General features: G+C 37.9%; 14 protein-coding genes. 9 read left to right on the top strand and 5 right to left on the bottom strand.

What is annotated here, in order from left to right:
* Window positions 1-73: 73 nt before the first annotated feature.
* The 6 genes from lolB (at window position 74) to ychF (ending at window position 5,196) form a co-directional block, all read left to right on the top strand.
* Window positions 74-640, top strand: a complete 567-nt coding sequence (gene lolB, locus RI845_RS06845; RefSeq protein ID WP_348388993.1) for a lipoprotein insertase outer membrane protein LolB — start codon at window positions 74-76, stop codon at window positions 638-640.
* A complete protein-coding gene (gene ispE / locus RI845_RS06840) occupies window positions 640-1,485 on the top strand; it encodes a 4-(cytidine 5'-diphospho)-2-C-methyl-D-erythritol kinase (protein WP_348388992.1) in 846 nt (281 codons plus the stop codon). Before lolB ends, ispE begins: the two co-directional genes overlap by 1 nt.
* Before the next feature lie 171 nt (window positions 1,486-1,656).
* A complete protein-coding gene (locus RI845_RS06835) occupies window positions 1,657-2,604 on the top strand; it encodes a ribose-phosphate pyrophosphokinase (protein WP_348389513.1) in 948 nt (315 codons plus the stop codon).
* Between the two features lie 240 nt (window positions 2,605-2,844).
* Complete coding sequence (locus tag RI845_RS06830) at window positions 2,845-3,480, top strand: 50S ribosomal protein L25/general stress protein Ctc (RefSeq protein WP_348388991.1); 636 nt, start codon at window positions 2,845-2,847, stop codon at window positions 3,478-3,480.
* A 16-nt stretch (window positions 3,481-3,496) separates the two neighbouring features.
* Window positions 3,497-4,087, top strand: coding sequence for an aminoacyl-tRNA hydrolase (gene pth, locus RI845_RS06825; RefSeq protein ID WP_348388990.1), 591 nt, complete (start codon window positions 3,497-3,499; stop codon window positions 4,085-4,087).
* Between the two features lie 17 nt (window positions 4,088-4,104).
* Window positions 4,105-5,196 (top strand): redox-regulated ATPase YchF, encoded by a 1,092-nt coding sequence (ychF, locus tag RI845_RS06820; protein ID WP_348388989.1) that lies wholly within the window; start codon window positions 4,105-4,107, stop codon window positions 5,194-5,196.
* Window positions 5,197-5,279: 83 nt separating this feature from the next.
* Here ychF and RI845_RS06815 read toward each other — a convergent pair whose 3' ends face one another.
* Both RI845_RS06815 and RI845_RS06810 read right to left on the bottom strand, forming a co-directional pair.
* Window positions 5,280-6,917, bottom strand: a complete 1,638-nt coding sequence (locus RI845_RS06815; RefSeq protein WP_348388988.1) for an AMP-binding protein — start codon at window positions 6,915-6,917, stop codon at window positions 5,280-5,282.
* Between the two features lie 419 nt (window positions 6,918-7,336).
* Window positions 7,337-9,658 (bottom strand): immune inhibitor A domain-containing protein, encoded by a 2,322-nt coding sequence (locus RI845_RS06810; protein ID WP_348388987.1) that lies wholly within the window; start codon window positions 9,656-9,658, stop codon window positions 7,337-7,339.
* A gap of 679 nt (window positions 9,659-10,337) precedes the next feature.
* Here RI845_RS06810 and RI845_RS06805 point away from each other — a divergent pair.
* The 3 genes from RI845_RS06805 (at window position 10,338) to RI845_RS06795 (ending at window position 12,140) form a co-directional block, all read left to right on the top strand.
* On the top strand, window positions 10,338-10,970 hold the full coding sequence (locus RI845_RS06805) for a class I SAM-dependent methyltransferase (RefSeq protein WP_348388986.1): 633 nt from the start codon (window positions 10,338-10,340) through the stop codon (window positions 10,968-10,970).
* Window positions 10,971-11,091: 121 nt separating this feature from the next.
* Window positions 11,092-11,574 carry a hypothetical protein gene (locus tag RI845_RS06800; RefSeq protein WP_348388985.1) on the top strand — a complete coding sequence of 161 codons (483 nt, stop codon included), beginning with the start codon at window positions 11,092-11,094 and terminating at the stop codon, window positions 11,572-11,574.
* 89 nt (window positions 11,575-11,663) lie between these two features.
* Window positions 11,664-12,140, top strand: a complete 477-nt coding sequence (locus tag RI845_RS06795; RefSeq protein ID WP_348388984.1) for a hypothetical protein — start codon at window positions 11,664-11,666, stop codon at window positions 12,138-12,140.
* Window positions 12,141-12,173: 33 nt separating this feature from the next.
* Here RI845_RS06795 and RI845_RS06790 read toward each other — a convergent pair whose 3' ends face one another.
* The 3 genes from RI845_RS06790 to RI845_RS18800 form a co-directional block, all read right to left on the bottom strand.
* The gene (locus RI845_RS06790; RefSeq protein ID WP_348388983.1) at window positions 12,174-13,214 is read right to left on the bottom strand and encodes an IS481 family transposase; all 1,041 of its coding nucleotides are present in this window, start codon (window positions 13,212-13,214) and stop codon (window positions 12,174-12,176) included.
* A gap of 354 nt (window positions 13,215-13,568) precedes the next feature.
* A complete protein-coding gene (locus RI845_RS18805) occupies window positions 13,569-13,646 on the bottom strand; it encodes a cold-shock protein (protein WP_405054123.1) in 78 nt (25 codons plus the stop codon).
* Between the two features lie 103 nt (window positions 13,647-13,749).
* Window positions 13,750-13,827 carry a cold-shock protein gene (locus RI845_RS18800; protein ID WP_405054122.1) on the bottom strand — a complete coding sequence of 26 codons (78 nt, stop codon included), beginning with the start codon at window positions 13,825-13,827 and terminating at the stop codon, window positions 13,750-13,752.
* Between the last annotated feature and the right edge of the window lie 45 nt (window positions 13,828-13,872).

The following is a 13,872-nucleotide window of genomic DNA, read 5'->3' as shown; positions in this document are numbered from 1 at the left end:
CAAAATAATGTTAAAACACAGCAAAAAAAATTCGAATACAACATTGAATGCTTTTATTTTTATCTTAGTGACAATGTTAACAGCTTGTAGCACAACAAAAGTTGCAACAGATCAAGAATTGTTTCAAAACAAAAGTCAGCGTGCCGAACAATTAAGCCAACTTAATAATTGGACAATTAAAGGTAAAATTGCCTTTATTGAAGGCGATAGCAAGCAAAGCGCTAATTTATACTGGCGGCAAACCCAACACACTACCAATTTAAAGCTCACCACCTTTTTAGGTGTAAATGTATTGTCGTTAAGTTCAGAAGACAACATCCATATATTAAAAGCCAATGGCAAAACATACCAGGATGATAATTTAGAAGACTTATTAAACCAGGTTGCAGGAGTGCGTTTACCAGTAAATGCGTTGGTCTATTGGATAAAAGGGTTAAAAGCACAACACGAAGATCAAATAACCTATTCAAAAACAACAAATTTACCTGAAACGTTAAATGCTTGGGTAAATAATACATATTGGCAGTTACACTATAAAAACTATCAGTTAGTTAATAATTTACGACTGGCAAATCAATTAACAATCAAACATCAACAATTAGTTATAAAGATGGCTATACATACTTGGGAACTTAATTAGTGAACGACTCTTTTCAACGGTTTTCTTCAGTCGCAAAAATCAATCGATTTCTACATATAACCGGCCAGCGCGATAATGGTTATCATGAACTACAAACTGTTTTCCAATTTCTTGATTTTGGTGACACACTAGAATTTAAAGTTAATAACAGTGGCACAATAAATTTATTAACCCCTATCGCCGGTGTAAGTAATAGCAGCAATTTAATTGTTAAAGCCGCTAAACTTTTACAAAACAAGGCGAACTGTTCATTTGGCGTTGAAATTAAGCTGCAAAAACAATTACCTATGGGCGGAGGATTAGGTGGTGGCTCTTCTAATGCTGCAACGACTTTGCTTGCATTGAATAAACTTTGGAAACTTAATTTTACAACGGATCAACTTGCCGAGTTAGGAATAAGTCTAGGTGCTGATGTACCTGTGTTTGTACGTGGATTCACAGCCTTTGCTGAAGGTATAGGTGAACACCTTACCCCTATAGATGTTGATATGCCTTGGTTTTTAGTAACTATCCCTAACTGTTCAATATCGACAGCTGAGATATTTGGTGCTGAAGAATTACCGAGAAATACAGCAAAAATTGACATTAATAATGTTGATATGGATAGTTGTCATAACGATTGCGAAAAGTTGGTTATAAAACGCTACCCTGAGGTTGCCAAGTTGATGTCTTGGTTGTTAGAATACGCGCCATCAAGATTAACTGGCACCGGCGCCTGTATTTTTTCATCGTTTAACGATAAAGAATCAGCGGTGCAAGTACAATCAAAGCTACCAAATGGTGTTAAATCATTTGTTGCTAAAGGTTTGAATCATTCACCTATTTTAGCCGAGCTAAAATTATAACGTGATGATTTGGAGTTAAACTTAAATAACTCCTGCTAAAAAGTACTTAGTATGATTTAGCTTCTGCTAACATTAAGTTAGCCCACACGCATTGGATTTATTGTAATAACAATAGTTATTAAGGTTTAGTGTATTATGTTTAATGATGTCGAAGTTTCTGAGGAACTGACAGTGCCTGACATGAAAATTTTTGCGGGTAACGCCACCCCTGAACTGGCTAAAAAAATTGCAGACCGCCTATATATTACTTTAGGTGATGCAAAAGTTGGCAGTTTTAGTGATGGTGAAATCAGCGTTGAAATTACTGAAAACGTTCGTGGTGCGGATGTTTTTATAATCCAATCTACTTGTGCCCCTACTAATAACAACCTTATGGAACTTATCGTAATGGTTGATGCTTTACGTCGTGCTTCGGCCGGTCGTATTACTGCCGTTATGCCATACTTTGGTTACGCTCGCCAAGATCGTCGTGTACGAAGTGCTCGTGTGCCAATTACAGCAAAGGTTGTTGCTGACTTCTTATCAAGTGTTGGTGTAGACCGTGTTCTTACCGTTGATTTACACGCCGAACAAATCCAAGGTTTCTTCGACGTACCAGTAGACAACGTGTTCGGTACGCCAATTTTACTTGAAGATATGTTAGAGAAAAAACTGGAAAACCCGGTTGTAGTATCTCCTGATATTGGTGGTGTTGTGCGTGCTCGCGCAGTAGCAAAACTATTAGATGACACTGATTTAGCTATCATTGATAAACGTCGCCCGAAAGCTAACGTTTCACAAGTAATGCATATTATTGGTGATGTTGAAGGTCGTGACTGTATTATTGTTGATGACATGATTGATACCGGCGGTACATTATGTAAAGCAGCTGCAGCTCTTAAAGAGCACGGTGCTCGTCGAGTGTTTGCTTATGCTACTCACCCGGTTTTATCTGGCGGTGCCGTTGAAAACATTAAAAACTCAGTAATTGATGAAATGATCGTAACCGATTCAATTCCATTAACTCCTGAAATGAAAGCATTACCAAATGTTAGTCAATTAAGCCTATCAGGTATGTTGTCTGAAGCCATTCGTCGCGTGAGCAACGAAGAGTCTATTTCGGCAATGTTTGAAGCATAATTGCTAAAGTAAAAGTTAATATAACTCTTACTTTACAAAAAATTTCAATAAAGTGCGCTTTTTAGCGCACTTTTTGTTTGTTAACAGCCTTAAAAATGTTATCATTCGCCGCCTTTTTTAGCTCAGTGCAAGTTAATTCTTGTGTAACGCTAATGCAAAGGAAGCCCAAATTGGGCATTAACAATTATTCTTGGTCGCAAAGAATAATTACAATTTTACTATTAATATAGAGAAATCATTATGGATTTATATACATTAGATGCGGAAGTTCGCACAGATTTGGGGAAAGGTGCGAGCCGCCGCCTACGTCACGCGAATAAAGTTCCAGCAATCGTTTACGGTACGGGTCAAGAACCAGTATCTATTACTTTAGCTCACAACAAACTTTGGCGTGCACAACAAGAAGAAGGGTTTTACTCTCACATTCTTACGTTAAACATCGGCAAAAAGAAAGTTAAAGTTGTAATCAAAGATATGCAACGTCACCCGTACAAAGAACAAGTAATGCACTTAGACTTCTTACGTGTTGATGCTAAAACTGAGTTACACACTTCAGTTCCAATTCACTTCATTAACGAAGAAGAAGTAACTAAAGCTGGTAACATCGTTGTTCATAACTTGAATGAAATCGAAGTTGCATGTTTACCGAAGAACTTACCTGAGTTCATCGAAGTAGATGTTGCAAACTTAGAAGTTGGTCACCCATTACACTTATCTGATATCGCTCTTCCTAAAGGCGTAACTTCAGTTGAGTTAGCTAAAGGTGAAGATCACGATTCAGCTGTTGTATCAGCTAGCGTTCCAAAAGCTGCTAAAACTTCAGATGATGAAGAAGAAGCTGCTGAAGGTGATGCAGAAGTAGCACCTGAAGAATAATCGCTGAGGACTTTCCTTGACGACTAATATTCAGTTGGTTGTGGGCCTGGGTAATCCAGGCCCCGAATATACCAAAACCCGGCATAATGCTGGTGTCTGGTTCGTAGAAGAACTAGCAAGACAATACAACATATCCTTATCGCCCGATAAAAAATACAACGGTTTATATGGCAAAGGCCTTATTGGCTCTGAAATTGTCCATTTACTGATCCCTACTACCTTTATGAATCGCAGTGGCAAAGCAGTTGCTCCTTTAGCGAACTTTTTCCGTATACCGGTAGAAAACATCTTAGTTGCTCACGACGAGCTAGACTTAGACCCAGGTGTTTGTAAAATAAAACAAGGCGGTGGTCATGGCGGCCATAATGGCTTAAGAGATATTATCTCTTGCATGGCAAATAACAAAGATTTTTACAGGCTTAGGATTGGCATTGGTCATCCTGGGCATAGAGACCGGGTAACCGGTTATGTGTTGGGTAAAGCCCCGGCAAATGAACAAACATTGTTAGAGCAAAGCATCGACGAAGGTGCTCGTTGTTTTGAGATCTGGGAAAAAGACGGTCTCAAAAAAGCTCAAAATAGATTACATACTTTTAAAGCAAGCTAAACGCACAGGAAATTATCATGGGATTTAAATGTGGCATTGTTGGTTTACCAAACGTTGGTAAATCTACTTTATTTAACGCATTAACGAAAGCCGGTATTGAAGCCGCTAACTTTCCGTTTTGTACAATTGAGCCAAACACCGGTGTAGTACCTGTGCCAGATCCTCGCTTAGACAAGTTAGCCGATATTGTTAAACCTGAACGTGTACTACCAACAACTATGGAGTTTGTTGATATTGCAGGTCTTGTAGCTGGTGCATCTAAAGGTGAAGGTTTAGGCAACAAGTTTTTGGCAAACATCCGTGAAACTGACGCTATTGGACACGTTGTTCGTTGTTTCGACAATGAAAACATTGTTCACGTTGCTGGTGATGTAAACCCACAAGACGATATCGATGTTATTAATACTGAATTAGCACTTGCTGATATGGATACCGCTGAGCGTGCTATTCACCGTCAAAGCAAGCGTGCTAAAGGTGGTGATAAAGACGCAAAATTTGAAGTGTCAGTATTAGAAAAAATACTTAAGCACGTTGAAGAAGGTGAAATGATCCGCTCTTTAGAGTTAACTAAAGAAGAAAGTGCAGCCGTTGCTTATTTTAATTTTTTAACGTCAAAACCAACCATGTATATTGCTAACGTAAATGATGATGGCTTTGAAGATAACCCATATTTAGATCAAGTTCGTGACATTGCAGAAAAAGAAGGTGCTGTAGTGGTTGCCGTTTGTGCTGAAATTGAAAGCGAATTGTCTGAAATGGACGAAGACGAGCGCGTTGAGTTTATGGAAGATTTAGGCTTAACTGAGCCAGGATTAAACCGCGTAATTAACTCAGGTTACAGCCTATTGCACCTGCAAACCTATTTTACTGCTGGTGTTAAAGAAGTTCGTGCCTGGACAGTTAAAGTGGATGCTACTGCGCCACAAGCTGCCGGTGTTATTCACACCGATTTTGAAAAAGGCTTTATCCGAGCAGAAGTAATTGGTTATGACGATTACATTACCAATAACGGTGAATCAGGCGCTAAAGAAGCCGGTAAATGGCGTTTAGAAGGTAAAGAATACAAAGTTAAAGATGGTGACGTTGTTCACTTCAGATTTAACGTATAGAAGCTTATAATACTTTTGAAAAAACAAACCTGATAGTTAGTCTACTATCAGGTTTTTTTATGCCAAATTTATTAGTAGTATTTTTATAGCTCAACAACTACTTTAGTTTCATTAGTTCTCGGTAATTTATCCGAATAAAACTGCTCTATACTACTACGCTTCAACTTTAACGTTGGCGTTAATAACTCATTTTCAATATCCCAAGGGTGTGCACAAACGTAAATAAAGTCTAGCCGCTGATGGCTCTCCAGCTCGTTATTTACTTCTTCTAATGTAGCCAAAAGCCCTTGTTGAATACTATTATCGTGTCGGTCTATTCCTTCACCTAAAACAACTAAAGCAATTGGCTGTTTAAGCCCAAGCCCCATAACACACACTTGTTCGATGACGCTATTACGACACAACATCCCTTCTATTGGTACCGGTACTACATATTTACCTTTTGAGGTTTTAAACTGCTCTTTAATACGACCAACGATTTTATAAGCACCGTCATTAGTGATTTCACCTTTATCACCCGTGTGAAACCAATTATCGGTAAATTCTTTTTCAGTTGCTTCAGGGTTTAGATAATATTCTTTAAAAACTGCATCACCGCTGATCAAAATCTCTTGTTGCTCTGACAGTTTCATTTTTACGCAATCAACCGGAACACCTATTGTGCCAAGTCGGCTGGAAGTAAAAGGAAAGTTACCACAAGACAAACCTGACGTTTCGGTCATCCCCCAACCTTCGCTGATATTAATCCCTATTTTTTGGTACCAAACCAATAATGACTTGGCGATAGGCGCTGAGCCACTGGCAAACACACGAGTAGCAGACAAGCCCAATTTCAACCGAATTTTTTTCGCAACAAGCTTACCAATAATTGGCAAGCTAAGTAGCAATTTGAGTTTTTTGGCCGGCATTTTAATAAAAATTTGCGCTTGAAATTTTGCCCACAGCCTAGGCACTGATAAGAAAAATGTTGGTGAAGCGTGTTGTAAGTCATCAATAAAAGTATCTAACGACTCAACAAAATATACTTGTATGGCAGATTCATAAGCAGCGCATTCAACAATACTGCGTTCGGTAATATGAGCAAGAGGTAAATAAGACATAAACCTATCATTACGAGAAGCATTAACAAGTTTACAGGTACTACTGGCCGCTGAGCCAATATTTAAATAACTTATCACAACCCCTTTAGGGTTACCTGTTGTGCCAGAGGTATAAACAATTGACATGCACTCATCAGGCAATGGTGAATGTGTCTCTTCCAGCGGTTTATAAGTAGTTAACCAGTTTTGCCAACTGCTTTTACAAGCAGTAGTAGGATAAGGGAAAGATATGGTGAGTAATTCATCCGTCAAGCTCTGTTCAATAGCGTCAAATGAGTCGAGTTTACCAATGAACATTGCCTTCATTGCACTATGTTCAATTACATATCGTATCGTTTTAGCGCCCGCAGTCGAATATATTGGCACACTGACCATTCCAGCCATCATTATGGCTAAATCAACAATAAACCATTCAGCACAGTTTTTTGAAAAAATGCCAATGCGATCACCTCGTTCAAACCCTTGGCTCAGCAATCCTGAAGCAATTGTTCTTGCTTGCTGCTCAACGTCAGCAAAAGTTAATGTATGCCATACACCATCAATTGGCTGGTGCAAAAAAGCTTCGTTTTGATAGGTTTTACTGTTAGCTAAAAATTTATGTAGTGACGTTTGGTAGGTCATGGCCATATCCTATTCTTGTTGTAAAAATAGTATAGGTAATTTCTGTTGAGGTTACAAAGGGTTCGGTATTGTTCAGTAACACTTGTATTTTTAAGCCTAGATTAAGCACATATTCCCCCTTCTTACTCTATCCTTTGCGATTTGCATTCCTTCATCCCTGAAGTTACAAACTTGATGCCGTTTTCAACATGGAAGTTGTATATGCCGTGAACGCAAGGATGCGTAGAAGCGGCCCATGGCGATTTGCATTCCTTCATCCCTGAGCTTACAAATCTATTGCCATCCATGGCGATTTGCATTCCTTCATCCCTGAAGTAAACCCTCCCTTTTCCCCATCCGTGGTTCGGGAGGATAAGCATATCCATATGCAAAAAAAAAGCGCAACAAGTGCGCTTTTTTATAGATACAAAATCAGATTATTAACGGTAAATTAAAACTTTACCAACTGAACCATCTTTACTTTGCGACATAACTCTAATCTTCAAACCATAGTTCGGCACATTTCTACCTGCATCCGGAATATCTGCAGAAATAAACGATGTACTGTCATCAAATTCAGGGTTTCGTTGAGTAAAGTTATCAATTAATGAAATTCCATAACTATCTTTCAAGTCAATAGTTAACTTTGAATCTTTTGTTAACGAGAAAGTTGCATCATGTATTTGATAACGAGTAGATGCAATAGATTGATCGTTCCACTTATTGCTGTGTCTATCGGCATCAACAACACCTAAGAAACCATCACCAGGGTGATTACCAACCCAGTTATTATCAAAAGCATTATCTACATACCAAATCAATAAACCTGGTTCAAATTTCATTAGTTGGCCAGCAACGTTTATGTGAGCTAAACCAGCATCAATACCATTGTGTGTTCTCCACTCAACTAAGTAATAATGATCTGAATAATTAACACCATTATTAGGGTTAAAGCCCATTAAATACATTGGCTCATCTACAGGAGTTGTATCGGCATTCGCGCTGAACAAGTCACCATTATTGGTCGTTACTTTGATATCATCAATGTAAATACCAGGGTTAGAAACATAAGCATCAGTTTCATACAATACATAAACACTCACTGATTCACCTGCAAAGGCGGATAAATCAAACTCTGCATCTACCCAACCATTAGAGTTGCCCGTTATTGCATTGCCTCTATTTTGCCCATTAGGGTTTGTATCCGTTGTAATATTACCGGCCATAAAACTGACACCAGCACTACTTACAACATAGACATAAGCATAGTCCCAATCAGTTTCAATATCGTACCAGGCCTTAAAGGTCAAATTAGCAGATGTTGCCGACGTTAAATCAGCGGTAAACGCCATACGATTGAATAAGGAATCTCCTGACTCACCGAAGTAAGCATATTCACCACTAGTTGGCTGCGTAATAACGGTTTCTTTTTGCGGTAAATTAATTCTTATCGCATCATTATTTGCACCTTTACTCACAGCTTCATCAAGTAAACCAGTCAGACCTTGACTGTCTATTTGATCAAACTCTACAGTTGCACCGTGTAGCCAGTTTCCGCCCATAGATTGCTGTAAAGCCTCTTTAGCCCATGCACTAAAGCCAGTTGGCTCTGTGCCACCAATTCGTCCAGCCCAGCTTCCGCTAGACATAATTGACCATGAAGATACTGGCTCACCTCTACCGGTATATTGAGTATCATATTCATCTGGTAAGCCTAAATCATGTGCGTACTCATGACTTACAACACCAACAGCACTGTCTGCTGGCTGAATAGTATAGTCATACGCCGCCATCATACCACCCCAGTATGGCGCTGCAGCTTCAGTGCCACTTAGGGTAAACACTCCACCTAAATTCCAACGATGAGCCCATATAGCATCCTCACCTAATTGGCCACCACCAGCTTCCTCACCAACACTTGAGTGAAAGATCATGACATGATCAACTAATCCATCAGGCTCCCAAAAGTTACCATCTCCATCAAGATCGTAGCGATCTTCAATGTCGTAATCGGCTAGATTTACACTTGGATCAGCGGCAGCATGCATCAATGCTTCTCGAACTAGCGAGCGCGCATCCCCATCTTCATTGTTACCATAGAAAGCTGCATTTTTTTCAGCCATATACCAACCAGCAACTTCGCCCTCAACAGAGTAGCTGCCGCCAGATTGAGCTTCATAATACATTTTCATAGAGTTGGCTACATGACCATTTGGAGCAACCCAGCCATCGGAGCCAAATAAAATGTCAGCATAATGATCTGCAGTGTAATCTTCAAAATACATTCCGGTACTTTCAGGAATTATTGAATTATGCGGAAAATCTGGAAATTCAATTAATAAAGCTAATACTTTTGCGGTACGAACATCACCGTCATAACTTTCTAACATTAAAGGTGCAGGTGCATTTTTCTTTGCTTGACCTAATTTATTACCCTGCCCATTGGTTAATGAATGCGATAATTTATTTGCACCACTCGACTTGAACATTTTTGCAATGTCGAAATCTTGAACACCCGCTTTCGCGCGTTCTTGCTCTTGGCGTGCTTTTAAAAAACCACTCAATGCTGCTTCGGCATCATTTATCGTAGCGTCTTTAGATATTTTCCCGGACTTTCTTAGCATTTCAATTAACTTATGCTCATTGGCAACAGCTAAATCAAACGCACCAGAATTATGACTCTCAGCATGAGTAGCTGCGTTAGTTACACAAGATAACCCCGCCAGCACTAACGCTAGAGATACTTTTGTTGAATTAAACATTCAAACTCCCAAACATGTTTTTTAGTTTTATTTTTGTTCTAACGTGCTGAAATTTTCTAAGATTATTAATTCTTAGTAAAATAAAGTTAACGATTAAAGTAGCTAACCACACAACGTTAAAAATTTGTTAACAAATAAATTGTTAGCTCTTGAGTGTAGGAAATAAGAATAATTTTTCTAGATTAAAAAGTTATAACAAACAAGTCACCTCATGCCTTCAAAATAAAGGGACTGCAACGTTATTCAAATAGTACATAAAATCAATAAATGCTGTTTTTTAGAACAAAATCAACTTAGTTAAAGAAAAACTAAAGCCCCCCGCAAACAAATCAAAAACTGATTAAAATGACTAACTATTCACATTATCACTTATAAGCAGTTTTTCTATCCAAGTTAAAAAACTGCAGTTAGTTGGAATAAATGTACAACTATTTCAGTTAGGTTCTATTGGATAATTTAAAGAAATGATTTATTAATGGCTTATTGGAAAGTACCCTTTAAAAATAAAGGGATTTATATGCTCTATTTAATACCTAGAATTATGAACCATAACCCCTAATACTTAGTTCAACTTCTAGTTTATTGACAGCATCTTTAATATCAGTAGGATAAATTTGGCTAGCTGATCTTAACATCCACTTTTATGCGATAACCCACCATTAAATCAAAGGAAATCATAATGGATAAATATGAAATCACAGTCAGGACATTTAATAAATTAGCGGATAAATATGAAGCTAAGTACATGGACTTTGATTTCTATTTTGATACCTATGATACCTTTTGTGACTTGGTAACCAAGTCTACTCCTCGTGTTTTTGAGATAGGCTGTGGGCCAGGTAATATAACTAAATATCTTTTAAACAAACGAAGCGACTTTAAAGTACATGGAATAGATTTAGCGCCAAACATGGTTTCGCTAGCTTGCCAAAATAACCCTAACTCTAGATTTGAAGTGATGGATAGCCGTGCAATTTGCTCTATTAAAGATACATATGATGCGATTATGTGTGGGTTTTGTACTCCGTACCTTTCAAAATCTGATGTGTCAAAGCTAATTAAGGATATGAGAAAGCTTTTGAATGTTGAGGGCGTTCTGTATTTAAGCACTATGGAAGATGAGGAATCTAAATCAGGCTTTCAAACCTCAAGTGCTGGAGATCAAGTTTATATTAATTACCATCAATTCGATTTCTTAAAGTCAGAGCTAGAATCAAATGGCTTTGAAATTATAAAATTTAAAAGAAAGCAGTTTCCAGTTGAGTCAGGAGAGCCTACAACTGACTTGTTTATCTATGCTAAGGCTATTTAGTATAGAAGGCTAATTGCTCATCGTATGTTTGCAACGTTCAGATATATAACGTAAATTATTGAAAAAATTACAGGCGGCTGTGAGCGAACAGCAGACAGAATAAGAGAAATAAATTCATTTCATGAAGTACATATTTTTATTTTTATCTTTGTTAATTTCCCAAAGCGTCCAAGCTTTATCTAGCAACCTTATGTCACTAGGGAATAGCTGCACTCAACAAAAAGAAATTGTTTCTCTGACTAGTCATAATTTTCTTGATGAAAATATGTATGAACTTGAGGCTTTTGGCGAGTATTCTATTTATTTCTACTTTTGTAACGATGACAATATTGTAAATGAAATTTCTATGTTTCAGAGGTATATTGAAAAGAATATTGCAGTTAGCCAATATGAACGTGCAGTTAAAAAGCTAACTAAAAAGTTTGGTTCTCCTTCATTTGATGGGAGCCAATTACCTAAAAATATACCTTCTGAATTAACTAAGCCTTTCATTTTTAATAAACAATGGTCTATAAAAGGAATGGAACATTACGTGAGTGTCGAGAAAATAGGATACGAAGGGAAATGGACTTTCTATTACCGCATATCTATGGCACAAATTTGACCTTAACATACTGAAAAGGTTAAGGTCTCCTAAGAGCGAACAGCAGACTGATTCCCCCTATATATTAAAGCGAATAAAGTACCCCATAAATGAAACATAGAAACCTCATTGAAGAATTAGATATTGAAAACTATGAGATAATTAAAGGTGAAAAAGCCTTGAGAATAGCTCATGAGTGGCTTTCAATATTTCATCCTGAGAAAACATCTTTTAAAGGTATTTTACGTGGCAAAACTTACATGTGGGATTTGTTGAAGTGTGAACATGACAGAGAAGAAGCTTTAGAGCTTTATAAAAACCATGATTCACCTAAATATGTTGTGATGGAAGATTGTTTCGGTCATGACGAACAAGTAGTTTACATTACTAAAAACAAACCAGAAAATAACAATAAGCTTTTAGATTTCCATATTTATCCAACAAATTTGGCATGGAGTATGGCTTTTACGCATGAAGATGGTTGGATTGGTCCAAAGTTTCTCAAGCACCCTCAATATGAAAAGCTGAATCATAAAAACATAAAAGCTTTGAGAGCCATTAGCTGTAGTGGCTCAGACTTGATCTGACAGTTACCAACTTTTCATAAGGTATCTGTCAGTTTAAATTTGAGCTAGATCCTTTTCTGCCCAAATCGTTTTTCCATCAAGTAATGTTTCTCGCGGTGTCCGTCCACAGCACATTTTTCCTTGATGAGTCCTTTCATTGTTGTAGTAATTCATCCATTCGTCCAGATCTAGCTGCAATTCTTCTAAGTTGGAATACAGTTTTTTCCTGAAAGTGATCTGATAAAACTCATTAAGAATGGTTTTATGAAACCGCTCACAGATGCCGTTAGTTTGCGGTGACATTGCCTTAGTTTTGGTATGATCGATATCATTAACAGCCAGGTACAATTGATAATCATGGTGATCGACACGACCACAATATTCTGTACCTCGGTCAGTCAAAATACGCAGCATAGGAAGCTCATTTTGCTTGAAGTAAGGCAGAACATTATCATTAAGTATATCGGCCGCTGTAATTGGCGTTTTGGTGGTGTACAGCTTTGCAAATGCCACCTTGCTGTAGGTATCAATGAAGGTTTGTTGGTAGATACGGCCAACACCTTTCATGTTGCCAACATAGAACGTATCTTGTGAACCAAGATAGCCTGGATGTGCTGTTTCTATCTCACCACAAGCTTCATCATCATGTTTTTTCTTTTCAAGTGCTGCCACTTGAGAGTCACTGAGGATAATGCCGTCACTGGCTACCTTTTCCTCTAGTGCTTTTAAGCGCTTCTTGAAGTTTTCTAGGTTATGTCGAAGCCAGATTGAACGAACACCACTGCCTGATACAAATACGCCAGCTTTGCGTAATTCATTACTGGTGCGATGCTGGCCGTGCGCGGGCTGCTCAATGGCATAATCAATGACGGCTTGTTCCGTTACTTCATCGACACGATTTTTGATATTTGGTGATCGGCGGGTCTTATTAATTAGGGCATCAATACCGCCTTCATCAACAAGCTCTTGGTAACGATAAAACGTATCTCTTGATACGCCCATTACTTTGCAAGCTTTAGATATATTTCCTAATTCATCGGCTAAATTAAGTAAACCTGCTTTGTGTTTAATGATTGGGTTGCTAGTATGAAGCATGAGAGTTACCTCTATATTTTGATTTAAAGATTTCGACACCTTTAATCAAAGTTGGTAACTCTCTCTTTTTCAAATAGAAATGTCAGATCTAGTCTGAACTAATACACATTAGCCAATATAGTTAACTTCTAAATATAAGAAGTATTTTTTGTTATTCCAAATAACTGACTATCTCTCTATGGCACTTTTGAGACGTTCAATAGATCCTGAAACAAGTTCAGGACGACGTTCGTCGCTTGCTGCTCTTGTATTAGCGTCAGTTAAAGTGCTGCACTTAGTACCTACACTCAAATTTCAGTCATAAAAAAAGCCGATTAAATCGACTTTCTTGAGTAGCTTAAGCTAGAGTAAAACTTATAAAGGTTTTACGTTCTCAGCTTGTGGGCCTTTTTGACCTTGAACTACTTCAAATTCAACTCGCTGCTCTTGTATTAGCGTCAGTTAAAGTGCAGCACTTAGTACCTACACTCAAATTTCAGGCATAAAAAAAGCCGATTAAATCGACTTTCTTGAGTAGCTTAAGCTAGAGTAAAACTTATAAAGGTTTTACGTTCTCAGCTTGTGGGCCTTTTTGACCTTGAACTACTTCAAATTCAATTTGCTGCTCTTGTATTAGCGTCAGTTAAAGTGCTGCACTTAGTACCTACACTCAAATTTC

The sequence above is a fragment of the Thalassotalea nanhaiensis genome, from assembly GCF_031583575.1.
Taxonomy (GTDB): domain Bacteria; phylum Pseudomonadota; class Gammaproteobacteria; order Enterobacterales; family Alteromonadaceae; genus Thalassotalea_A; species Thalassotalea_A nanhaiensis.
The sequence above is the reverse complement of the archived record's forward strand: the minus strand, read 5'-3'. Positions and strand labels throughout refer to the sequence as shown.

What these genes read in the sequence shown, in the direction of transcription:
- RI845_RS06805 (WP_348388986.1), top strand. Translation starts at nt 10,338, where the DNA reads ATGGATAAATATGAAATCACAGTCAGGACATTTAATAAATTAGCGGAT.
- RI845_RS06790 (WP_348388983.1), bottom strand. Translation starts at nt 13,214, where the DNA reads ATGCTTCATACTAGCAACCCAATCATTAAACACAAAGCAGGTTTACTT.
- RI845_RS06800 (WP_348388985.1), top strand. Translation starts at nt 11,092, where the DNA reads ATGAAGTACATATTTTTATTTTTATCTTTGTTAATTTCCCAAAGCGTC.
- RI845_RS06830 (WP_348388991.1), top strand. Translation starts at nt 2,845, where the DNA reads ATGGATTTATATACATTAGATGCGGAAGTTCGCACAGATTTGGGGAAA.
- RI845_RS06795 (WP_348388984.1), top strand. Translation starts at nt 11,664, where the DNA reads ATGAAACATAGAAACCTCATTGAAGAATTAGATATTGAAAACTATGAG.
- ychF (WP_348388989.1), top strand. Translation starts at nt 4,105, where the DNA reads ATGGGATTTAAATGTGGCATTGTTGGTTTACCAAACGTTGGTAAATCT.
- RI845_RS06815 (WP_348388988.1), bottom strand. Translation starts at nt 6,917, where the DNA reads ATGACCTACCAAACGTCACTACATAAATTTTTAGCTAACAGTAAAACC.
- RI845_RS06810 (WP_348388987.1), bottom strand. Translation starts at nt 9,658, where the DNA reads ATGTTTAATTCAACAAAAGTATCTCTAGCGTTAGTGCTGGCGGGGTTA.
- lolB (WP_348388993.1), top strand. Translation starts at nt 74, where the DNA reads ATGTTAACAGCTTGTAGCACAACAAAAGTTGCAACAGATCAAGAATTG.